Origin of the sequence: Micromonospora sp. CPCC 205539 (assembly GCF_036906815.1) — a bacterium.
GTDB lineage: Bacteria > Actinomycetota > Actinomycetes > Mycobacteriales > Micromonosporaceae > Micromonospora.
Map to the genome: position 1 here is coordinate 266,411 of NZ_JBAKHW010000002.1, position 22,531 is coordinate 288,941.

Sequence of the window (22,531 nt, forward strand, 5' to 3'; positions counted from 1 at the left end):
CCTCAGTCAGCGGTCAGGTCCAGGTCGGCCAATACGGGGTAGTGGTCGGACGCGGTGTCCGCGGCGCCGCCCCGCACGACGCGGCAGTCGCGGACCCGCTCGGCCACCGCCGGGGTGCCGAACAGGTAGTCCAGCCGCATCCCGGAGAACTCACTCCCACCGCCGTGCCGGGTTGGTGCGGTCAACCCCTCGTCGGGGCCGCCGCCGGCCGCGTGCAGGTCGACCAGCCCGGCCGCGAGCAGCCGGGCCACCGCCCGGGTGTCCACCGTGCGCCGATCGCGGCGCAGGTGCCGGCGACGGTACGCGGGTGCCAGCCGGCCGATCCGTTCGGTGTGGTCGGTGCCGGGGTCGAGAGTGTTCAGGTCGCCGCCGAGCAGCGCCATCCGGCCCGGGGCGCGTCGCAGCGCGCCGGCCAGCCAGCCCGCCTCCAGCCGGCGCCAGCCACCGGAGTACGGGCTGAGGTGGGCGGCGAGCACGGTGAGCGGCCCGGCGTCGGTGGCCAACACCACCCGGGCGGTGGCGTGGTGCCACGGCCGGCGGACCGGCCCGGCCGACAGGGTGCGCAGGGTCGGCCGGACCAGCACCGCCACCGGCTGGCCGAGTCGACTGGGTGCCAGATACGGGCGCATCCCGAGCCGGGCGGCGAAGTCGTCGAGGACGCCGGGCCGGTCGAAGCCGCGCAACTCCTGTGCCAGCAGCACGTCCGGGCGCTGAGCGGTGATCACCTCGACCAGCAGGTGCCAGCGGTCGGGGCCGCCCCGGTCCCGACCGCCGGTACGGATGTTCCAGGTCATCACCCGCAGCACGGCGACGCTCAGTCGGGCCGGCCGGCCCGGGCCAGCTCGTCGTCGAGGGTGTCCACGTCCTCCGACTCGATGCTCGGCCGGTTGCCCTCCCGCAGGTCGGCGTTGGGCCGGATGATCAGATAGAGCAGCCCGATCCAGAGCGCGGAGAGCAGGATCGCCCCCATGAAATCGGTCGGGTGGTGCATGCCCCGGTACATCCGTGAGGTGGCCACCCCGACCGGCATGATCACGGCCAGGGCCACGAAGACCCACCGCCACCACCGGTCGGTACGCGGCAGCACGATGATGGTGATCGCCACCCAGACACAGATGGTCGCCGCGATGTGCCCGGACGGGAAGGACGAGGTGGGCATCTGCCCGTCCAGGTTCTCCACCGGCGGGCGCGGCCGGTCGACCGCCCGGGCGGCGGCGAGGAAGAGGGTCAGCTCGCCCATCATCGCCAGCGCCACGAAGAGCACCGGCCGCCAGCGTCGCCACACCGCCAGCACCAGCGGGCAGAACACCAGCGAGATGATCAGGATGGCGTGGGTGTCACCGAACTTGCTCCACCACCAGCTCACCTCGGTCAGCAGGTCGGTGTGCCGGTCGGCGAACCAGCGCGGCACCTCGGTGTCGAGGGTGCCGAAGAAGGTGTCCTTGGCGTGGAAGCTGACGTACGTGCCGAAGCCGTACAGGGCGCCGAACACCAGCACCCAGCCGACCAGCAGCTCGGCCACCGCCGAGCGGGGATGCGCCAGCACGTGCTCCTCGGCCGGGGCGGGGGCGATGTCGTGCCCGGCCTCCGGCTCCAGCCCCTCGGTCAACGGCGGCACCGGCCGGCCCCGCTCGCGCCGCCACAGCCGGAAGGCGTACGCGGTGACGCCCAGCCAGGCGGCGCCGAGCAGCCAGCCGGCCAGCACGTCGGAGACGAAGTGCACGCCCAGCGCGATCCGGGTCAGCCCGATCAGCAGCACCAGCACGGCGGCCCCGACGATCGCCGGGCGACGCCAGCGGGGAGCCATCGCCGGCAGGAACACCAGCAGCAACGCCCCGTACGCGACGAACGAGCCGAGCGCGTGCCCGCTCGGGAAGCTGTTGCCCGGTGCGCTCGCCACCGGGATGTCCACCACCGGGCGGAGCCGACCGACCAGCGTCTTCAGTGACGGGTCGAGGATCAGACTGCCGACCCCGGTGATGATCAGGTAGACGGCCAGCCGGGGCTGCCGGCGGATGAGCAGGCCGACCACGGCGATGGTGACCAGCCAGATGAGGATCGGCCGCCCGCCCAGGTCGGTGACCGCCTGGAGCACGGTGACCAGCGGATGGTGCGGTGCCACGAGCCCGTTGAACCACTCGGCGGCCGCGTGGTCGGCGTCCTGCAACGGACTCCAGCGCACCCGGACGAGCATCAGCAGCAGGCCGAAGGCCACCCCGGCGCCGGTGACGGCCACCAGCCCAGCGATGCTCCGCTCGGTGAAATGCCCGATCGGACGCCGCACCACCTCTTTGACCGCGGTCACCCCGCACCTCCCTTGATCTGCCGGCGAGGCGCGCATTACCCGATCGGCGCCGCCCGTACACGCACCCACGGGAGTGGAGGCGGCTAGAGCGCGCTCATGTCACCGGTGTCGAAGACCTCGACCCGGTCGGATTCGGGCTTCCACAGATCCGGTTGGGCCGGCTCCTGCACGCCGATGCGCAGCGCCTCCAGTTGGGCGGCGAAGGCCAGCCCGCCGAAGAGCGCCATGCCGGTGAGGTTGGCCCAGAGCAGCAGCGCCATCATCCCGGTCAGCGCGCCGTAGGTCTGCCCGAAAGCGTCACTGAGCCGCACGTACGCGGCGAGCAGCAGGCTGGCCAGCCACCAGAGCGCGGTGGCGATGCCGGCGCCGAAGAGGAGCCAGGAGAGACCGGGCTGCCGGCGACGCGGTGCCTGCCGGAACAGCACCGCCACGGCGAGCACGGTCAGCCCGAGGCTCAGCGGGAAGCGCACCACGGTCCAGATGACGTTGGCGAAGGCGCCCCATTCGTAGTGCTCGCGTACCGAGTCGCCCATCGCGCCGCCGCCCACGAGGATCAGGAAGCCGGCCAGCGCGGGCAGGCCTGCGACGACGGCCAGCACGGCCGCACGCAGGTACTTCCGGAGCGCCGGCCGGTCCCGCTCGACGCCGTAGATGCGGTTGGCGCCCCGCTCGATCTGAGCCATCGTGGTGGTCAGCGCGACCAGCCCGGTGAGCAGACCGAGGGTGAGCGCCAGCTCCCCGGCGTCCTCGACGCGTTCGCCCTCACCGAGCAGCTCGGCCACCACCTGTGCACTCTGGCCGGGGGTGACCGCCAGCACGGTGTCGGCGACGACCCGGCCGCCCTCCTCGACGCCCAGCTCGCTGATCAGGCCGGTGAGGGCGATCAGGAACGGCACCACGGCGAGGCAGAGTTGCAGCGCGAAGGCACGGGAGTGGCTGAAACCGTCGCCGTAGCGGAAGCGGATGAAGGCGTCCCGCAGCAGGTGCCAGCCACCCTGCCGGCGCAGGGTGCGCCACGCGTCGTCGGCGGAGAGCTCCTCGTCGGCCATCAGCCGGGTCTCCGGCACCATCCGGGTGCTACTCACGGCGTGCCTCCTCGATCAGCCGCTCGCCCCGCTTCCCGGCGCTTCGGGCATCGTCGGCCAGGTCGGGCGCGTCCTCGGGCTGCGGCACACAGAGCCAGAGCGCCTCGGGCCGGACCACGGCTTGCAGGCGGCGGGCCGGGGCGATCAGGTCACCGTCGAGCTCGCGGGGCTGGGCCCGGTTGCTGGTGACCACGACGCGCCGGCCGCGGAGCACCTCCATCCGTGGCACCTGCCCGCTGCGGCGGATCACCGCCCAGCCGAGCGCCAGCCAGTGCCGCAGGCTGCGCGGGGTGAGCACCGCGACATCCAGCCAGCCGTCGTCCGGCTCGGCCTCGGTGAGCAGGTGCACCCCGCCCTGGAGCCGACCGACGTTGGCGATCAGGACCGAGCGGGCCCGGCGGCGCACCGGCGGGCGGTCGTCGACGCGGATCTGCACCCGCATCGGCCGGTCCCGCAGGTGCCGGGCGGCGCCCACCACGTACGCGGGCCAGCCGATCCGGGCCTTGGTGGTCTCGGAGGTGGCGGCGAGCATCTGGGCGTCGAAGCCCATCCCGGCCATCACGGTGAAGTACTGATTCTCGACCTCGCCGACGTCGAGCAGCCGCCGGCCCCGCTCGACGGCGACCTGCAACCCGGCGGCCAGGTCGGTGGAGAGGCCCAGGTTGGCGGCGAGCAGGTTGCCGGTGCCCTGGGGCAGCACGGCCAGCGCCACGTCGGTGCCGACCAGGGCGCTGACGCAGGACATGACGGTGCCGTCGCCACCGCAGGCGAAGACCAGGTCGACCCCGGCCTTGATGGCCCGCTCGGTCTGGCCGCGGCCCGGGTCGTCGACGGTGGTCTCGTACCACTGCGGCTCGGGCCAGCCGGCGGCGGCCAGCGCGTCGTTCACGGTGCGGCGCAGCTCGTCGAGATCGGTGACCTTCGTCGGGTTGACCACCACGGCCGAGCGCAGCCCACCGTCGCCGCCCGAGGGCCGCCTGTCCTCTCCAGCATCCACCGCGCCAGTGTGCAGCACCGGGGCGGCTTCAGCGAGCCCGCAACCAGCCCGCGTCGGAAGTGCCACAGACAGGTTTCAACGCGACGACCACCGATTGACCGGCAGGCCCGGGAATCCGCCTGGTGGCGCTCCCGGGCCCGCCCTCGATGATCAGGCCGCCGCCCGCAGGGCGGTCTCCACCCGGCGGCGCAGGTCGTCCAGGTCGACGCCGGCCTCGATGAGCACCAGAGCGCCCAGCCCCTGCCCCTCGCGGAGCACCCCGAGCAGGATGTGCTCGGTGCCGATGTGGCGGTGGTGCAGCCGGATCGCCTCCCGCAACGACAACTCCAGCGCCTTCTTCGATCGGGGCGAGAACGGGCCGCCCAGGTGCCGTCTCCGGCCCCAGCGGCGGCGCGGCGCCGGCACGGCCTCGCGCAGCGCGTCCGGGCCGAAGGACTGCTCGATCCGGGCCACGATCGCGGCCAGATCGATGCCGATCTCCCGCAGTGCGGCCGCGTCCGCGGCGCCGAGGCCGACGCCACCGTCGGCGGTGTGCCGCCGGATCCGCCCGCGCAGGTCGTCGGCGCGCACCCCGGCGTCGGTGAGCACCCGGCTGGCCAGGCCCGCCTCGTCGGCGAGCAGGGCGAGCAGCAGGTGCTCGGTGCCGACCGGCCGCTGACCCTCGGCCCGCGCCTCCTGCACCGCCCCCTTCACGACACCGCGCGCCCGGTCGGTGAATCGCTCGAACATCACGCCTCCCAGGATGAATTGACCGCCGGCCGCCCGGCGTGCTTCTTGTGGACCGCCTGTCGGCTGACCTCGAGCGCGTCGGCGATCTCCTGCCAGGACCAGCCCTGTCGACGGGCGTTGTCCACCTGGACCACCTCGAGCCGCTCGAGCAGCCGGCGCAGCGCGCGGACGGCCCGCAGCCCGACCCGGGGGTCGGTGCTGCCGGCGGCCGCCGCGAGTTCCGTCGCCTGACTCATGCCGTCAACATACGTTGACAGCGCAATCCCTGTCAACCTTTGTTGACGACGCACGGTCACGCTCGGCGGAACGCCACCCGATCCGGCCCGCCACCGCTACCGCCCGACTACCCTCGGTCAAGGAACAGCGTGGTCGTGCCGGGCGCGACGCCCGGGAGGTGATGTCGGATGGCAACACCCGCCGAAGCAGCGGTGCTGGTCGGCCTCGGTTCGGGCCACGACCTCCCGGTCGTCCACCTGGCCGCGCAGGAGGCCGCCGCACACGGCCGGCCACTGCACCTGCTGCACACCTTCGACTGGCACGCGGCCTTCGCCGCGGACACCGTCGCCGCGCCCCGGGACACGGCCGAGGATCTGATCACCCGGGCCGCCCAACTCGCCCACGAGATCGAGCCCGGACTGACCGTACGCGGCGAGATCGTCGAGAGCGCCATGCTGCCCACCCTGATCCGCCGCTCGGAGACGGCCTTCCTGCTGGTGGTCGGCGACGGCGGGATGGCCGGCAGCGCCCAATGCGTCCCGTCCGACGCGCCCGCCGTGCAACTGGCCGCGCGGGCCGGCTGTCCGCTGCTGGTCGTCCGCCAGGAGCCGCCGCCACGGGGACCGGTGCTGGTCGGGGTCGACTGCTCCCCCAGCTCGAACCTCGCCCTGCGGTGGGCCTTCGAGTGCGCCGCCCGACGCTCCACCCGACTGCTCGCGTTGCGGGTTGCCGAACCCGACGAGGACACCGACACCGTCACCAACGAGCTCGCCGAGATGATGGCCCCGCACGCCGTACGCCGCACCGACGTGCCGGCCGAGTGGCAGGTCATGAGCGGCGACCCCGGTCAGGTGCTGGTCGAGGAGTCCCGCTCCGCCCAGATAACGCTGGTCGCCGCCCGGGGCGACGAACCGGGGCGCGGCATGCTCGGTTCGGTCGCCCAGTCCCTGCTCTACCACTCCCCGGCACCGGTGATCATCGTCCGCGGACTGACCGAGGTGCCACTGACCAGCCCCAACGCCAACTCGAGAGGTTGAGCATCATGGAAACGGCTCTCGACGCGCACCGCGCCCTCACCGACGACGAGCTGCGCCGGCTGGACGCCTACTGGCGGGCGGCGAACTACCTCACCGTCGGGCAGATCTACCTGCTGGACAACCCGTTGCTGCGGACCCCCCTGACCCCCGACGACATCAAGCCGCGGCTGCTCGGTCACTGGGGCACCAGCCCCGGGCTCAACCTGGTCTACGCCCACCTCAACCGGGTGATCGTGGCCCGCGACCTGAACGCCATGCTGATCACCGGCCCGGGCCACGGCGGCCCGGCCATCGTGGCCAACACCTGGCTGGAGGGCACCTGGGAGGAGCGCTACCACGACGTGTCGCGCGACGAGGTCGGAATGGCGCGGCTGTTCCGACAGTTCTCCTTCCCGGGTGGCATCCCGAGCCACGTCGCGGCGGAGGTGCCGGGTTCGATCCACGAGGGCGGCGAGCTGGGGTACGCGTTGAGCCACGCCTACGGCGCCGCCTTCGACCACCCGGACCTCACCGTGGCGTGCGTGATCGGCGACGGCGAGGCGGAGACCGGGCCGCTGGCCGGCAGTTGGCTCGCCAACGTCTTCCTCAACCCGGCCCGCGACGGGGCGGTGCTGCCCATCCTGCACCTCAACGGCTACAAGATCGCCAGCCCGACCGTGCTGGCCCGGATCCCCGAAGCGGACCTGCTCGACCTCCTGCGCGGCTCGGGCTACCAGCCGTACGTGGTGGCCGGCGACGAGCCCGCCCAGGTGCACCAGTTGCTCGCCGCGACCCTGGACCGGGCTCTGGACGAGATCGCCGCGATCCAACGCCGGGCCCGTTCCGGCGGCGTCGTCGAACGCCCCCGCTGGCCGATGATCGTGCTGCGTACGCCGAAGGGTTGGACCGGGCCGCGCGAGGTCGACGGCGCTCAGGTGGAGGGCACCTACCGCGCCCACCAGGTGCCCCTGTCCCAGGTCCGCGACAACCCGGCACACCTGGCCGAGCTGGAGCACTGGCTGCGTAGCTACCGGCCGGAGGAGCTGTTCGACGCCACCGGCTCCCCGATCGACGAGCTGCGGTCGCTGCCCCCGCGCGGCGACCGGCGGATGAGCGCCAACCCGGTCACCAACGGCGGTCTGGTGCTCCGCGACCTGACCCTGCCCGACTTCGGCGAGTACGGCGTGGAGGTCCCCGAGCCCGGCGAACCGATGGCCGGCGCGACCGGGGTGCTCGGCCCGTGGATCCGGGACGTGATCGCCGCCAACCCGCAGACGTTCCGGCTCTTCGGCCCGGACGAGGTCGCCTCCAACCGGCTGAACGCCGCCTTCGAGGTGACCGACCGCGCCTGGGTGGCCCGTACGGTCCCCGGCGACGACCACCTCTCCCCCGACGGCCGGGTCATGGAGGTGCTCTCCGAGCACCTGTGCCAGGGCTGGCTGGAGGGCTACCTGCTGACCGGCCGGCACGGCGTCTTCACCAGCTACGAGGCGTTCATCCACATCGTCGACTCGATGCTCAACCAGCACGCCAAGTGGTTGAAGGTGACTCGGAGCATCCCCTGGCGGCAGCCGCTGGCCTCCCTGAACTACCTGCTCTCCAGCCACGTGTGGCGCCAGGACCACAACGGCTTCTCCCACCAGGACCCGGGCTTCATCGACCACGTGGTCAACAAGAAGGCGGAGGTGGTGCGGGTCTACCTGCCGCCGGACGCCAACACCCTGCTCGCCACGATGGACCACTGCCTGCGCAGTCGGCACTACATCAACGTGGTGGTGGCCGGCAAGCAGGCCGCGCCGAACTGGCTGACGGTGACCGAGGCGATCCAGCACACGCGGCGCGGTCTGGGCATCTGGGAGTGGGCCAGCAGCGACGCCGGCAGCGAGCCGGACGTGGTGCTGGCCTGCTGCGGGGACGTACCGACGCTCGAGACGCTCGCCGCAGCACACCTGCTGCGGCAGCAGCTGCCAGAGTTGAAGGTGCGACTGGTCAACGTCGTGGACCTGATGCGGCTCCAACCGGCCACCGAGCACCCGCACGGCCTGACCGACAACGAGTTCGACACCGTCTTCACCGCCGACCGTCCGGTGGTCTTCGCGTACCACGGCTACCCGTGGCTGATCCACCGGCTCACCTACCGCCGCACCAACCACGACAACCTGCACGTCCGCGGGTACAAGGAGGAGGGCACCACCACCACGCCGTTCGACATGGTGATGCTCAACGACCTGGACCGCTTCCACCTCGTCATCGACGTGATCGACCGGGTGCCCGGCCTGGCCGCCCGCGCCGCCCACCTGCGTCAGCAGATGGTCGACGCCCGCCAGGCGGCCCGCGACTACACCCGCCGGTACGGCGAGGACGACCCCCAGGTCGCCCAGTGGCGCTGGGTCCGCGAGACCGACCCGACGAACCGCTGAGGAGACGACGTGCGGGACGCGGAGATCCTGGTCGGCTACGACGGCTCCACCGACGCCGGCGTGGCCCTGACCTGGGCGCTGGACGAGGCCGAACGCAGCGGGCAGCCGGTGCGACTGACGTACGTCTTCGAATGGTTGACCGTGGCCGGCTGGATCGGTCCGGGCGTCGCGCCCGGTGTCTGGCCGGACGACACCGCCCGCCGCCAGGTCGACGACCTGGTCCGCCGGGCCGCGGCGGACGCCGCCGCCGCGCACCCTCGACTAACGGTCACGAGCGAGGTGTACGACGGACCGCCGGCCCTGGTGTTGCAGGAACGCTCGGCCGAGGCCGGCCTGCTGGTGCTCGGCAGCCGCGGGCACGGCGGCTTCGGCGGCCTGCTGGCCGGGTCGACGGCGGTGGCCGTCGCCGCGCACGCGCACTGCCCGGTCGTGGTGGTCCGGGACGGGCCCGGCACCACGACGGCCGAAGCACCGGCCGGCCCCGTCGCGGTCGGCGTGGACGGCTCGGCAGCGGCGCTGGTGGCGCTCGGCTTCGCGGCCGAACGCGCGGCCCAGCGGCAGGTGCCGCTGCGCGCCCTGCACGCCTGGACCCCCGGCCCCGGCGGAGCGGCCGGAGTGCCCGACGAACGGGCAGCGGTGGAGGCGGCCCTGGAACCGTGGCGACGGACCTTCCCCGACCTCGCCATGACCGTCGACCTGGTGTCGGGCAGCCCGGCAGCCATGCTGATCGAGGCGAGCCGGGACGCGGGGCTCGTGGTGGTCGGCAGCCGCGGCCGGGGTGGGCTGGCGGGAATGCTGCTCGGCTCGGTCAGCCAGCAGCTCATCCAGCACGCCCACTGCCCGGTCGCGGTCGTCCGGGAGCGCTGACCGAAGCATCGGCCGACGAGCGTCTGGTGTCAGGTGCTTCGGGGTGTTGCCCGCGGGCAGCACCCCGGCCCCCTCACCACGGCATCGCCCTCAGCCGGACGCCTGCATTCTCGGCCGCGCGTTCGGCGGCGCTGATCATCTGGTCAACCTCAGACGAATACATCCCCAGGTCCTCCACGGCCTGCACGAACGTCATAATCTTCGCGTGCAGCAAAAGGTCGTCCGGCACATCGGTAACGCTTGCCGATCGAGGCAGGAGCACATCGCGGACCACCGCTTCCGCAAGCATCTTGTCCAGCCGCACGTCGCGAGACGAATTCGCTACACGGGACGCAAACTCGCCCAGGAGCTCCCCGGAGGGAGGTCCCGGAAATCGCTCCTCAAGCACGGCGAAGACTGCGCGGCCGACAACATCGGCCGCCGCCTGGCCAGGCTCCTCGTCAGGCAGCGCTGACAGCAGATCTCGATCATAGGCCGACTGCGCTTTGAGGATCTGTCCCACTACCGTCCTCGGCCCACTCGAAGGCGAGGGCCCCACTCGCCTTGCACCTGTGGACCTCTTCCCGCCTTTACGACGCACCCGTTCGGCCCGACTTTCGGCCGCGCGCACCAACTCCGCACACTGCTCGCCGCTTGGGAACTCGCTCTGCACCAAGTCGACAAGAATGGGCGGGATATGTTTCCTCACACTCCGATCCGCAGCGGGCGAATTTTTGAACGCGAGGTCGATGAGCACAGCAACGTGGGGACCATTAACCGACCCACCCGTTCGGTTGATCACACCTTCCAGATACGTGGACACACGTCGGCTGTCCATCTCCCGAGAAAACGTTCGGCGCATTGCTAGCACCCATGCTTGGAATATCAGTTCGGGTGCCGAAAAGGGATGCGCCAACAAGAGGAAGGCGTGCCTACGATCTCCGCTCCTGAGGAACCGCGATACTGCAATTCCGGTGGAGCTGACCGCTTTCTCGGGACCGCCGTTGACGCCGTGACTCATTTCTTCGATCTCCCGAACACCACCCTGATCATAATTGTGCCGCCCAGAATACCACCAGAGATTGGATCGTTCGCGGCCTGCTTGAACGCATTGTCGACGGCCCGTACCGGAGCCTCAGTCTGCGTACGGCGCTCCTTGATACCTTCAGCATTCGTGACAATCCGGTTCTCTTCGGTGAGGTTCATCTCACCGGCCCGATCACACGTACAGACCTGCGGCTCACGCAAGTCCCGGTTCGGTACGGCTGTTGGTCCACCGTGTACTGAACAACTGCCATTAGTGTTGTGGACGAGGACCGAGGCGTTGCCGGCCACCACGTAGTACGTGTGAATCTCCGCGACCGTGAGGTCGTGCATCGACTCCAGGCCTGCGTACGAGCGGACGGCCTGGACGGTGACCGCCTTGCCATCGAGGGCCCGCAGCGACTCGCCGACCCGCACATCGGCGGCGTCGACCCACGCCTTCCGGTCCTCGCTCCAGAACGGGTGGTGCTGGGTGGTCTTGATGACGGCAGCCCCGGCGCCGGCCACCTTGACCGTCACGTCCGTCAGGTCCGCATCCTCGTTGCGGTGGGTGCGGGTGACCTCACGAGCCGCGGTCTCCCCGGTCTCCGGGTCGGTGGCGAGGACCAGGTCGCCTTCCTGCAGCTCGTCGATGGCTCGGTAACCGCCGCCGGCCAACACCACCTTCGTTCCCGCGGCGAAACTGTGCCGTTTGACCAGGCAACTCTCGGCTGCCTCCAGGACCTCGTCGGCCCATTTCGTGTCCTCGGACCACTTCAACAGGGCCTTGCCGGCCTTGGCGATCGTCTTGGCCATCGGCTTGGCCTTGCGGAGGAATTGGAAGGCCTTCGTCGCCGGCAGCATGCCGGCGAGTGAGAAGGCGCAGGCCATCAGATCACCGTGGATGCAGTCCAGGATGTCGTTGATGCCGAAGAAGTCGAGCAGAAGCTTTCCGCCAGCCTGGATGATGATCGAGATGGCGTTCTGCTTCTTGACTTCCTTGGCCCGCTTGATCTCCTCGTCGGTGGGGCCACCGTTCTTGCCGCCGCCCTTGCCACCGCCGCCGCCGTTGCCGCCACCAGCCTCATGCGCGGCGCGCGCCTCTGCCCAGTCGTCGTCGCCGCAGCTGCCGCCGCAGCCGTCGTTGTCGCCCTCGACCTCGACGTAGTTGCCGTACATGTCCTCGTAGTCGGCGCCCGGACCGCAGGCGTCATCGGAGCAGGCGCGGAGGCCACTCGGGTCGGAGAACGTGATCGGGCTGTTGTTGCTGTAGGCGTAGGCGTTCCACTGCTGCGGGTCGGCCAGGTCCTGCAGCGGGTCGACGGAGATGAACCGCCCGAGTCCGGTGTCGTACTGCCGGGCCCCGATGTTGGTCAGGCCGGTCGGATCCTTGTCGCCTCCGACGAAGCCCTTGTTGTTGGTCCACTGCGGCTGGCTGCCGCGAGGATCGCCGTACGGGGTCTGACGACGAACGGTGACCGCCTGGGACGCGGCGTTGATGCCGGTCTGCTGGGTGCCCTGGTGGTCGGAGTAGAGCCAGGTCAGCTCGCTCGGCGTGCGGTTGGCGACCATCTTGCCGGCGAAGCTGTAGTAGCGGGTGCCGGTGGTGACGGAGTTGTTGTCCCGCCGGATCTCCTGGCCGGGCAGGTAGAGCGTGCTGCCGGTGGTGTCGCGCCGGATCAGGCGTGTGCCGTCGGCGTCGTAGATGTTGGTCTCGACGGTCTGACCGCCGACCTTCACCGTGGCGAGCTTGCCCTCGGCGTTCCACGCAAGCGTCTGCGAGTTCGCCGCGGTCGCGCAGTTGTTCGCGGTGGTGGCCGCCGGCCGGCAGGTCATGTTGCCGACGTTGTCGTAGGCGTACTGGGTCGTGACGGCGGGTTGGCCGGGCGCCTCCGTGGCGACCGAGGTGACGGCGTGCGGCCGTACGACGTCCTTGCCGCTGGTCGGCGTCGTGTAGTCGCGCTTGGTGTCGCCCGCCGCGGTGTGCACCTTCTCCGTGCTGCGGTTGCCGACCGCGTCGAGGGTCCACTCGTGCCAGTACGGTGCCGGCCCACCCAGGTTGGCCACGCTCGGATCCGCCGCGCAGTCGACACCCGTCTTGGGCGTCCAGGCGTTGGTCATCCGACGCAGGTCGTCGTAGCGGAAACACTGGGTGTCCGCCGCACCGACCTGCGGGGTGTCCTTGATCCAGAGGATGTTGCCGGCCGCGTCGTGCTTGTAGTTGGCGTCCACCACCGTGCCGGCGCCGGTCTCCGGCTTGACCGTCATCCGGTCGACGCGCCGGGTGGTCAGGTCGTAGTAGGTGTTGTCCTCGACGTACACGCCGCCGTCGGTCTTGCGGGTGGTGAGGGTCGGCTCGCCGTACTGGGTGTACTGCTGGCCGATCACGTAACGGCCCACGTTGATCAGGTTGGTGGCCAACTCCGTGGGCAGGCCGGTCGTCGAGTCGTACTTCGTCTCCACCTTCTCCGTGGTCAGACCACCGCCGCCGGGATAGGTGACCGACGTCGGGCTGCCGTCGTACGGGGAGTATCCGAAGGCGTACGACCAGGTGCCCGCGAGGTTCTGAGCCTCGTTGGTGGGGATGACGTAGTTGACGCCGTCCGGCTGGTAGCGGTCGGTGAAGTCGGTCACCCGCCACTTGTAGGCGTTGGCCGATCCTGCGGACTCGTACCGGACGCTCTCGGTCAGTTGGCCGCGGACGGTCTTGCCGCTGTAGAGCTTGTCGTACTTCCACTCGGCCAGCTTGTTACCGGCCGCGATGCTGCCGGCGTAGAGACCCTTGCGCCGCCCCATGGCGTCGTACTCGTTCACCAGGACGTTGTTGGCGGTGTCGGTGATCTTCTCCACCTGGTCGTACTGGGTGTACGACGTCGTGGTGGTGCCCCTGTCCGGGTCCTTCGCGCTGATCTGGCGACCCTTGACGTCGTACGTGTTCACCCACTCGTTGCCGCCGGTGTCCCGGACGAGGGTGAGCTGGTTCTTACGGTTGTAGGTGTAGGTCGTGACGACGTCCGGCTTGACCTGGGTCTTGTCGGCCCGCTGCCGCAGCTCGACGGTCCGGCCCTGCACGTCGGTCTTGGTGGTGGTGACGGTGCCGCCCTCCGGCGGGGTCACCACGGTGGAGTCGCCGAGATATTCGGTCCTGGTGCGCCACTTCTCGACGAGGTTGGTGATCCCGTCGGTCCCGAAGAACACCTGGTCGGTGGCCCGGGAGGCGTTGTCGTAGACGGCCTTCGAGAGCGCCGGCACCGACCACTCCGGCTCCCACCAGAGCGCGCCGGCGGGCGTGCCCGGCTCGGCGTGCGCCTGGTAGGTGGTCACGGCCCGACCGGTCGCGTCGTAGAGCGTGTCGGTGACCACCCGGTCGCCGCCGACCCCGGCACTCTGGGTCTGGCGGGGCCGCAGGAAGGCGTCCTTGATGTCGTACGAGGTCAGGTAGCCGCCGCCGGCATTGAGCACCCGGCTCTTGGTGTACGGGTAGGCGTCCCGGTTGGGCGCGTAGGAGTAGGTGTACTCGACCGACGGGCTGGTCGGGTGGGCAGTACGCGGCCAGCCGACCGCCCAGCCCTTGGCGAGGCGACCCATCGGGTCGTACTCCATGTCGGCGAGCCGACCGTTGTAGTCCTTGGTCTGGATCGGCTGACCCCAGTAGGGCCGCGTCTCGATGGTGTTGACCCAGTCGACGCTGCCGCCGTTCGGATCCGGGGTCTTGGTGTTCACCGTCATGACCGGCCCACCGGTCGCGGGGGTGTACTCCGTCGTGGCCGTGCGGCCACGCGCGTCGGTGGTGGTCTTCGGCCGCCCGTACGCGTCGAAGGTTGCCTGGCTCGTGGTCTGCCAGGCGGTGCCACCGCCGACCGACCAGTCCTTGAGCCGGTCGATCCGGGTGACCTCACCACGGGTCGGCGGGGTGTCGACGCTCGTCGCGCCGTCGTAGAACTTGCGCTCGTCGGCGACGATGTCGTCCTGGCTGGTCGGCGCGGTGGCGCAGGGCACCGCCTTGACGGTGATCTGCTTGACCGTCTGGATCAGGTTCGCGCCGGTGTTGCGGTTGTAGAGATAGGTGGTGCACGTCTCGTCGCCGCCCTTGGCGACGTCGCCGTCGGACTGGATGGTCTTGGTGCTGCCGTAGGTGCCGTCGAAATCCGACACGCTGCGCGACGTCCGCCAGCCGGAGGCGCCGTTCACTCCGAGCGCCACGGCGCTGTAGCTGATCGCCGTGTTGACGTAGCGGGCGGTGACCGTGTCCTTGTTGATGGTGCGGGTCGCGGTCGCGTCCGACCGCCACGGCACGTTGACCGTCTTGCTGACCGGCTTGGTCTTGGTGCCGTTGTAGACGACCTGTTCGCGGACCATGCCCGCGTACTGGTCCTCGTCGTACACCGTCTCACCGCCGAGCGAGGCGCCCACGGTGACGGTGCGAGTGCCGCCGCTCGCGTTCAGCCGGTCACCGTGCATGCCGCGCAGGAAGGTCGTCTCGGTCAGGGTCTGCGCGGGGGCGTCGCCCTTGCGTACCTGCACCTGGCCGTAGCCGCGGAACTGGTTCCACGTCTTGCGCTTGGGCTTGACCAGCCCGTTGTCGTCGGCGTAGTGCCAGGCCGGGTTGCCGACGTAGTCGTAGTAGGTGTTCTGCACCGGCTGGCCGTGGTCGGTGCCGCCGACCTTGACCATGACGTCGGATTCGGAGACCTGCGTGACGACGTACTTGTGCCAGTACTCGGTGAGTTCCTTGCCCGGTTCGTACGGGTCCGGGCCGACCACGGGGTAGCAGAGGCGGGTGTTGTTCTCCGGGGAGGACGGCAGGCTGCTGCTCTTGCAGTCCTCCTGGCTGTACGTGACCTGGATCTTTCCGCCGGTCTCGGTGATGATGTTGCCGATCCGCATCCGGTTGTTGCTGGTGTTGTTCTTGCTCAACACCCGGTTCCGCTTCGAGATCGGTTCGAAGGTCACCGGCGGCATGGCCACCGTGGCCCCGACCAGGCCCTTGTGCACCAACGAGTCCAACCACATCCCGGCGTGGTCGCTGCCGTCACCCACCGCGGGGTAGGTGTGGCCCAACGTCCAGGAGTCGACCGGCTGCCAGTCGTCGGGGGTCTTGGTGGTGTCCCAGACCTTCGTGGTGACCGTCGAGAGCCGCTTGGTGGTCCAGAACGTCGGGCCGTAGTTCTCCTTGCAGTCCGCCGCGCCCGCCGTGCACTCCTGGTCCCAGGGAACGTCCTTCCAGTTGCCCCGGTTCGTGCAGTCGACGGTGCAGCGGTCCGCGATGTCGAGGACGACCTGGGCCAGCGGCTGGACCGAGCGGTCGGTGGCGCCGCGGTCCCAGGTGCCGTAGTCGATGCGCCGCAGCGAACCGCCCCGGGTGTAGAGCGCCTTGTTGGTGGACGTGGCGTTCTTGGCGTAGTAGTTGTCCTCTTTCTCGTACCAGTACGACAGCGTGTTGCCGCGCGGGTCGACGACGTAGTCGAGGTTCCACCGCCACGTCTGGTTGCAGAAGGACGAGGTGAACGTGCCGGCGTTGCACGGCTCGTTGGTGTGGTTGCCCGCGACGGGGACGGTCCACGCGGAGTTCGTGGTCGTGCTCTGGCCCGGCAGACTGTTGCGGCCGAAGAAGTACTGCACGCCGTCGGGCGTCGTCACCTTCCAGTGCTCGCCGTCGTCGTCGCCGTTGGCGGCACCGGTCAGCTTCTCGATCTTCGAGCCGTCCTCGCTGCGGTTGTGCCAGCCCTTGCCGGCCTCGAAGATCAGCTCTCCGCCCCGCCCGTTCAGCGACATGGTGGCGTTGTCCGACCGCCAGCACTGGTCGCCCGTACGGTTGGTGCTGTTGTTTCCGCCGCTCATGTCGTCGGCGCACGGCACGTAGCTGCGCTCGATGTAGCCGGACCAGAGGCTGAAGCCCTCGCCGACCCAGGACGGCTGGCTGTTGGACGCGTCGGACTGCCCGTCGACGGCGTCGGAGGTGTAGGAGAGGCCGAGGCTGGGGGCCGGGCCACCGATCGCCGGCGGCATCCGCATCGGGTACGACCAGGAGAAGCCACCGGTCGACGTGCCCGCGGACCAGGTGGCGCTGGCCGCCATCGGCGTGGCGGAGAAGTCACCCTCCGGGCCCGAACTGCCCGCGGCGAGCGCGACCAGCGTGGACGCTGCCTCGGTGGAACGCGCCGTGGAGGCGCCGACGGTCACCGGCACCTCGGCGCTGACCGAGCCGCCGTCGTTGTGGGACACCAACGGCGTGGCAGCACATTCGGCCCGCTCCGGGGTGCGTAGGCCACACTCCGGCACCTGGAGCAGCCGCAGCCGGGATGCCCAGTCACCGCCGAGGGCGTCCCGGAAGCTCCGGTAGTCCACCGAGACGGTCGCCGCACCCGGCTGACCTGAGGTCGCGGACGAGGTGGCCGCCGAGCCCTGACCGGCGTCGTCGACCCGCAGCACCAGCCCGTCGCGCCACCGCGCCGGCACCGTCGCCCGGTTGAGCAGCTCGACCGAGACCGCCGAGGTCCGGGCACCCGCTGCCCCGGCCGCCCGGGTGACCGACACCGGCAGCGCGCCGGCCCGGACCGCCGCCGGCACGGATCGGCGCTGCCCCGCCGGGGCCTCCGCCGGGAGCGTGACCGTGGCCTTGCCCGGCTTCGGCCACACCGGCGCGGCCGGCTTCGCGCTCGGCACCTTCCGGGTCGGCCAGGCCTGGCCATCGGCCGTGGCGCCGTCCTTGTCGAGCTTTTCCCGTTGACCGGTCTGGGGCTTGGGGCTGGTCGGCGCGGCCTGCGCCGGGACCGACAGCCCGGTGACGACGAGCGCCCCGCTGAGGAGCCCGGCCACGATCGCGTGCATCCGGCTATGCGGCTTATACGTCATTTTGGCCCGGATTTTTGGGTAGCGAGTCACCATGCCTCCACTCACGAGGTGTCGTGCAAGGGGTAGGTACGGGGTTGCGAAAGCCTCAGTCCTCGGGTGCTTCCACCGGCTCCGGTGACTCGGCGTCGAAGAGCGTCTTGACCCCCACGTCGGTCAGCGCGCCCTGGTAGAGGCCGAGCTTGTCGATGTCGCCTCGCCAGAGGTCGACCCACCGCGGCGTCCCGCCCACCGGGGTGAAGCGGGCGGCGCCGACAACGAGCGGGCCGGTCGCGTCGAAGGCACCGGTGAAACTGCTGCTGCCGTAGCCCTTGATGCCCTCCTGCTTACCGTTGACGTAGAGCCGGACCTCCCGGCGGGACACGTCGTAGACGGCGACCAGATGCGTCCACCGGGCCCGGTCGTCCTCGGTCAGCGTCCGCGACGTCATCGGAACTTCCAGGGTCTGGCCCGAGATGACGTCGTCGTCGACACCGAAGACGCTGAGACACCAGCGGTATTCGGTTGTGCTGCCCACCGTGAAGGCGCGCTGGCCGAGATAGAACGCCGACTGTTGACTGCCGGCCTGACTGACGGCGGTCAGGGTGCCCAACGCCTCCGCATCGGGTCGCACCCAGACCGACACGCTGAAGGACTGATCGGTACGCAGCACACGGCCGTCCTGCCAGACCGGGTTCTGCGGCTCGGCGAGATTGTCCTGCGAGCGCCCGTACTCCACGGTCTGCTGGGCGGGGTCGTCGATGGCCGCCCGGTCCAGCGCCAGGAACTTGTCATCGGACAGGGAGCCGAAGTCGACGCCCTTGGTCAGCGCCAGTCGGCGACCGAACTGGCCGTCCTCCGGCGCGCCGCACAACGTGGGGTCGGACGACTCCTCGTAGCAGGGCATGCCGTTGGCGAAGCTCCAGTCACCCACCTTGACCGCCGCGAGCATCCCCGGCTCGTCGAAACCACCGGAATCCGGGTCCTCGGCGAGCTGACCGGTGAAGTCGTGCGCGACCAGCACCCGGTCATAGACCTGCACGTCGGCCAGGTTGCCCTTGAACCAGTTGATCGGAGAGCCCGCCCACCCGCGGCCGACGGTGAAGATGCCGCCCGCGCTCCAGGCCGTCGCGGTCCGGTCCACCTCGCCGGTGAGCGTGCCGTTGACGTACAGCCGGACCTTTCCGGCGGTCTTGTCGTAGACCCCGGCGAGGTGTGTCCACCGGCCGACGTCCGCGGCGGTCAGGGCGGTGCTGACCGCAGGTCGGCTGGTGCTGCTCGCCAGGTCAGTGTCCTTCATCAGGAACGACCAGCGGGGCGTCGCCGGGGAGCCCTCCAGTCGGGTCCCCAGTTGGAACCCCGTGGTGTTGGTGCCCGCCTGCGCGGCGACGACCATGTCGCTCGTGGTCGGGAGCGCCGCCAGTCGCACCCAACCCGACACGCTGAACGACTTGGTGGTGTCCAGCACCGGGCCGGCCGTCGCAAGAGCCGAGGAGGTGCCGTTGAACGAGGCGGTCTCACCACGGATCATCCGCAGGTCGCCCGTCCACGAGACGCTCCCCGACGACAACGGGGTGCGGCCCGACGGCGGCGACTGCTGCACGTCGTCGAGCGCGTTCGCCGCCGTGACGCCGGGATAGGTCTCCAGACCCCAGCGGGCGACGGCCGGGGCCGCACGCGCGGCGGTGAACTCGAACGAACCACGGCCAACGTTGCCCGCGCCGTCGGTGGCCGAGAGGTAGAGGATGTTCAATCCGTACTTCGGCACCACGAGCGAGACGACGGCCTGCATCACGCGGATCGGGGGGTACGGTGGCTGGTTCACAAAGCCGCCGCTGGTCGCCGCGATCGGCGTGGTCGCGGGACTGACCCAGCCGTACGCGAACTTCGTCACCGTGAGGTCGGTGGACCGGATCGTGAAGGTGGCCGTGCTGCCCGGCACCGTCGACCCGCCGGTCAGCGCGGCGGTCACCGGTGGGACCTTGGTGTCCGCCAGGAACGTGCACCAGTCCGACCACACACTGGTCCGGCTGTACGGAGCGGGGTCGGTGGCCTTGGCACGGAACGCGTACTTGACGCCCTCGCCGGCCGTCACCGCGGCCGTGGTCGAGCGCCCTCCGGCGGGGACCGACGCCCCAGCGGGAGCGGCCCGGCGGGGCGTCGAGGCGTCGATCAGACCGTTGGCGGGCACCTGGACCCACTCGTACCCCGTCGTCAGCGCCTGCGTGCCGTCGGCGTCCGGGAAGATCGCGGAGAACGTCGGATTCAGCGTGCCGATGACGAGCGTCGTGTTGACCGGGCAGGCGACACCCGCGATCTGCAGGTTGTTCGGCTTGCCGGGGATCGAGTCGAAGTCGACCACCAGCTTGGCGCTGCCGGGCCAGAACTTCTTGTACCGGTCGGTGGTGGACTCACCCGAGCCGTCGGTGGCGCTACAGGCGCAGAACCCGAAGGTGATGTTGGTGGCGCTGCTCGTCGCGGACGACTGGATCACGCTGGTCACCGCGGACCCGGTGAAGTTGACGGTCATGTCGGGTTGCGGGGAGTCGGAGCACCCGGAGCCCTCATTGGCGTGCGAACTGGCCGAGGACTTCAGGCCGATCAACTTCGGTGCCCAGTTGGTGCGCGGCGTCGAGGCGATGCCCCCGGAGTGGTACAGGTAGGTCGGCGTGTTGCCGCAGGACCAGGAGTGGTCCAGCTTCATCTGCACGTACGCCGACTCGATGTGCTTGCCCCGGATCGACGTCAACGGGAAGTCGAAGTAGGACCGGTACAGCTTCCCGGAGTCCGGGTCCCTGCCGACCCGGGCGACCGAGGTGTCCGTGTTGTTGCTGTTGTTGTTCGTCGAGTACGCCCAGCGGGACTTGCCGGTGGACCAGGCCGGGTCGATGTAGACCGGGAACGTGGCGTTGGCCGGCGTGAGCAGCGCCGCGTCCGGACGCAGGACCAGGTCTCCGCCAGCGACCTCGACACCGACCGCGGCGGTGCGCGCCCCGTCACCCGGCGCCGCCGCCGACGACGGCTCACCGCCGGATCCCGAGTCCGCCGCGGAGCGGTTGCCCGCCGGTGCGGCGGTGACGCGGGAGTCCCACATGACGGCGTTCTCCGCGGCGGCGAGGACCGCGTCGCCGGCGACCGCCGACAGACGGCCGTCACGTCCCCGCAGCACCTGCGCGTCCCCGCCCAGATCGAAGCGGAGCTCGCGCAGGCGTGGGTTGGCCGCCGCCTCGGGCGTCTTGACCACGAGGACGTGCGTGAAGCCGGTCCGCGTGGCCCGCAACACCAGGTCCGTACCCGGCAGCACCTCCGCGTACGTCGCGGAGTCACCGGACACCGATGGGCGGGGCAGGCCGCCCGGCCACGACAGGGAGAACGACTTACCCGCCCGGGACAGGACCACGGCCGGGGCGGCTCCGCCATCGGAGAACCGCACGTCCGCAACCGACGCCGCCGGCTGCCAACCATCCCCATCCTGGGTCAGCCCGAGGTCCACGTCAGCCCACGAGCCGTCGGAGCGCTTCACGCGCTGCGGCTCCACCGCCGTCTCCGTGGTGAAGTTTCCGGACGGGTTCGCGAAGACCTGGGTCAACTCGGTGCGCGCCGATGTCACCTCCACGCGCTGGCCCGAGCGGCGGGCCGCTGCGGCGGCGGAGCCCGCGTCTGCCGCCTCGGCGACGCGGGCCGGCGGTTGTGGCGTGGTGGGCGGGACGGCCTGCGCCGGCACCCCGATGGCCGTGGCGCCGAGCAGCGCGACCACTCCACCAACGACCAACCGAGACCGTCTATCAAGGAACGCAGGCAGCAGCCAGCGGCCAGTAGTCATCAGAACCCCCGTGACGATGAGAACCAGTCGGGCGGAACTGTAGGGCTGCCTCACAGGTTTGTCTATGTCGATGACCCAGCGTGATCACAAATGGGACGAGGGCTTCAAACGATCATTCAATCCGCACCGCCCGTCATTGAATTCCGTGAGCGGAGAGGAGGGCGACCTCCCGTGCCGGGTCCAGCCCCTTCGCACCGCGGTGCGGTCGGCCGGCACGCGGCGGCACCGTGCCGACCTCGCGCAGCCACCGCCAGGTGTCCGCGACCGTCTCGGCCACCGGCCGGCAGGTCAGCCCGGCCGCGAAGGCACGGGAGACGTCCCGCTCCAGCAACCCGCGGTACGGGTGCCCGAGCGGCAGCCAGATCGGCAGCTCGTTCCAGGGCTCCACACCGGCGGCAAGGATCGCGGCCGGGTCGGTCCAGCGCAACCGGGCGTCCGCACCGGTGGCGGCCACGCACTCGTCGAGCAGCTCGCCCATCGTGGTGTGACCGGGACGACCGATCGCGTTGAAGGTGCCGCCCAGCCGTCGACCGCCCGCGTCCAGCATCCAGACCGCCAGGTCCCGTACGTCGATGTACTGCACCGGCAGGTCGGCCGGCCCCGGGGCGAGCACGTCGCCGCCGCGCTCGATCCGCCGCAGCCACCAGGGCAGCCGGCCCACGTCCTCCCCCGGGCCGAGAATCAGGCCTGCGCGGGCGATCAGCAGACGGTCACCGAAGACCTCCCGCAGGGCGCGCTCCGCCCCGGACTTGAGCTGCGGGTAGTCGCCGTCGACGGCGTCGGGGTCGGCCTCCGCCACCGGGGAGTCCTCGTTGAGGCCGGACACGGACTGGTCGGCGTAGACCGAGCCGCTGGACACGTACACGTAGTGCCCGACCGCGTCGACCAGGGCACGGCCCGCGTCGCCGGCGACCCGCGGCGCGCCGTCCCAGGTGTCCACCACCACGTCCCACTCGCCGCCGGCCAGCGCGGCCAGACCGTCGGGCACGGTCCGGTCACCCCGCAACCGGTGTACGCCGGAGGGCGTCGACCCGTGCAGCCCCCGGTTGAACACCGTCACCGACCACCCGCGGCGCACCGCCTCGGTGACCGTCGCGCCGCCCACGAAACCCGTACCGCCCAGCACCAGCAGTCGCATGGGCCCCAGCCTGCCCGCCGGGGGCGGTCGACGTCGCCCCGGTTAGCCGTCGGCGAATCTGCCGACGGCAGAACGCGAACTCCCACCACGGGCGTCGCGCTG

At 70.7% G+C, this 22,531-nt stretch carries 13 protein-coding genes; 3 read left to right on the plus strand and 10 right to left on the minus strand.

Annotated elements, in window-relative coordinates; translation table 11 throughout:
- Positions 1-2 precede the first annotated feature (2 nt).
- The 6 genes from V6V47_RS03425 to V6V47_RS03450 all read right to left on the minus strand — a co-directional run bounded on the left by V6V47_RS03425 (position 3) and on the right by V6V47_RS03450 (position 5,352).
- Positions 3-806, minus strand: coding sequence for an endonuclease/exonuclease/phosphatase family protein (locus V6V47_RS03425; protein ID WP_334626469.1), 804 nt, complete (start codon positions 804-806; stop codon positions 3-5).
- 8 nt (positions 807-814) lie between these two features.
- A complete protein-coding gene (locus V6V47_RS03430; RefSeq protein ID WP_334626470.1) occupies positions 815-2,305 on the minus strand; it encodes a phosphatase PAP2 family protein in 1,491 nt (496 codons plus the stop codon).
- Between the two features lie 83 nt (positions 2,306-2,388).
- Positions 2,389-3,390, minus strand: a complete 1,002-nt coding sequence (locus V6V47_RS03435; protein ID WP_334626471.1) for a YihY/virulence factor BrkB family protein — start codon at positions 3,388-3,390, stop codon at positions 2,389-2,391.
- Complete coding sequence (locus V6V47_RS03440; RefSeq protein WP_334626472.1) at positions 3,383-4,387, minus strand: diacylglycerol/lipid kinase family protein; 1,005 nt, start codon at positions 4,385-4,387, stop codon at positions 3,383-3,385. Before V6V47_RS03440 ends, V6V47_RS03435 begins: the two co-directional genes overlap by 8 nt.
- Positions 4,388-4,537: 150 nt before the next feature.
- Positions 4,538-5,116, minus strand: a complete 579-nt coding sequence (locus tag V6V47_RS03445; RefSeq protein ID WP_334626514.1) for a Clp protease N-terminal domain-containing protein — start codon at positions 5,114-5,116, stop codon at positions 4,538-4,540.
- Positions 5,116-5,352, minus strand: a complete 237-nt coding sequence (locus V6V47_RS03450) for an HTH domain-containing protein (protein ID WP_007457155.1) — start codon at positions 5,350-5,352, stop codon at positions 5,116-5,118. The genes V6V47_RS03445 and V6V47_RS03450 overlap by 1 nt, the downstream gene beginning before the upstream one ends.
- A gap of 168 nt (positions 5,353-5,520) precedes the next feature.
- Between V6V47_RS03450 and V6V47_RS03455 the strand changes: the two genes are divergently transcribed.
- From V6V47_RS03455 to V6V47_RS03465, 3 genes are read left to right on the plus strand one after another with little or no spacing between them, the layout of a single operon-like run.
- On the plus strand, positions 5,521-6,369 hold the full coding sequence (locus tag V6V47_RS03455; protein ID WP_334626473.1) for a universal stress protein: 849 nt from the start codon (positions 5,521-5,523) through the stop codon (positions 6,367-6,369).
- 5 nt (positions 6,370-6,374) lie between these two features.
- Positions 6,375-8,768: a phosphoketolase family protein gene (locus tag V6V47_RS03460; RefSeq protein WP_334626474.1), complete on the plus strand. Its 2,394-nt coding sequence runs from the start codon at positions 6,375-6,377 to the stop codon at positions 8,766-8,768.
- A gap of 9 nt (positions 8,769-8,777) precedes the next feature.
- Positions 8,778-9,635 (plus strand): universal stress protein, encoded by an 858-nt coding sequence (locus V6V47_RS03465; protein WP_334626475.1) that lies wholly within the window; start codon positions 8,778-8,780, stop codon positions 9,633-9,635.
- A 73-nt stretch (positions 9,636-9,708) separates the two neighbouring features.
- On the opposite strand, the gene V6V47_RS03470 is transcribed toward V6V47_RS03465, so the two are convergent.
- From V6V47_RS03470 to V6V47_RS03485, 4 genes are all read right to left on the minus strand, one after another.
- Positions 9,709-10,137, minus strand: a complete 429-nt coding sequence (locus tag V6V47_RS03470; RefSeq protein ID WP_334626476.1) for a hypothetical protein — start codon at positions 10,135-10,137, stop codon at positions 9,709-9,711.
- Between the two features lie 494 nt (positions 10,138-10,631).
- Positions 10,632-17,468, minus strand: a complete 6,837-nt coding sequence (locus V6V47_RS03475) for a polymorphic toxin-type HINT domain-containing protein (RefSeq protein ID WP_334626477.1) — start codon at positions 17,466-17,468, stop codon at positions 10,632-10,634.
- Between the two features lie 109 nt (positions 17,469-17,577).
- The gene (locus tag V6V47_RS03480) at positions 17,578-21,240 is read right to left on the minus strand and encodes a LamG domain-containing protein (RefSeq protein WP_334626478.1); all 3,663 of its coding nucleotides are present in this window, start codon (positions 21,238-21,240) and stop codon (positions 17,578-17,580) included.
- A gap of 184 nt (positions 21,241-21,424) precedes the next feature.
- Positions 21,425-22,429: an NAD-dependent epimerase/dehydratase family protein gene (locus tag V6V47_RS03485; protein ID WP_334626479.1), complete on the minus strand. Its 1,005-nt coding sequence runs from the start codon at positions 22,427-22,429 to the stop codon at positions 21,425-21,427.
- Between the last annotated feature and the right edge of the window lie 102 nt (positions 22,430-22,531).

Coding starts and splice junctions, on each gene's coding strand:
- V6V47_RS03445 (WP_334626514.1), bottom strand. CDS start 5,116: ATGTTCGAGCGATTCACCGACCGGGCGCGCGGTGTCGTGAAGGGGGCG.
- V6V47_RS03450 (WP_007457155.1), bottom strand. CDS start 5,352: ATGAGTCAGGCGACGGAACTCGCGGCGGCCGCCGGCAGCACCGACCCC.
- V6V47_RS03455 (WP_334626473.1), top strand. CDS start 5,521: ATGGCAACACCCGCCGAAGCAGCGGTGCTGGTCGGCCTCGGTTCGGGC.
- V6V47_RS03460 (WP_334626474.1), top strand. CDS start 6,375: ATGGAAACGGCTCTCGACGCGCACCGCGCCCTCACCGACGACGAGCTG.
- V6V47_RS03475 (WP_334626477.1), bottom strand. CDS start 17,468: ATGCACGCGATCGTGGCCGGGCTCCTCAGCGGGGCGCTCGTCGTCACC.
- V6V47_RS03485 (WP_334626479.1), bottom strand. CDS start 22,429: ATGCGACTGCTGGTGCTGGGCGGTACGGGTTTCGTGGGCGGCGCGACG.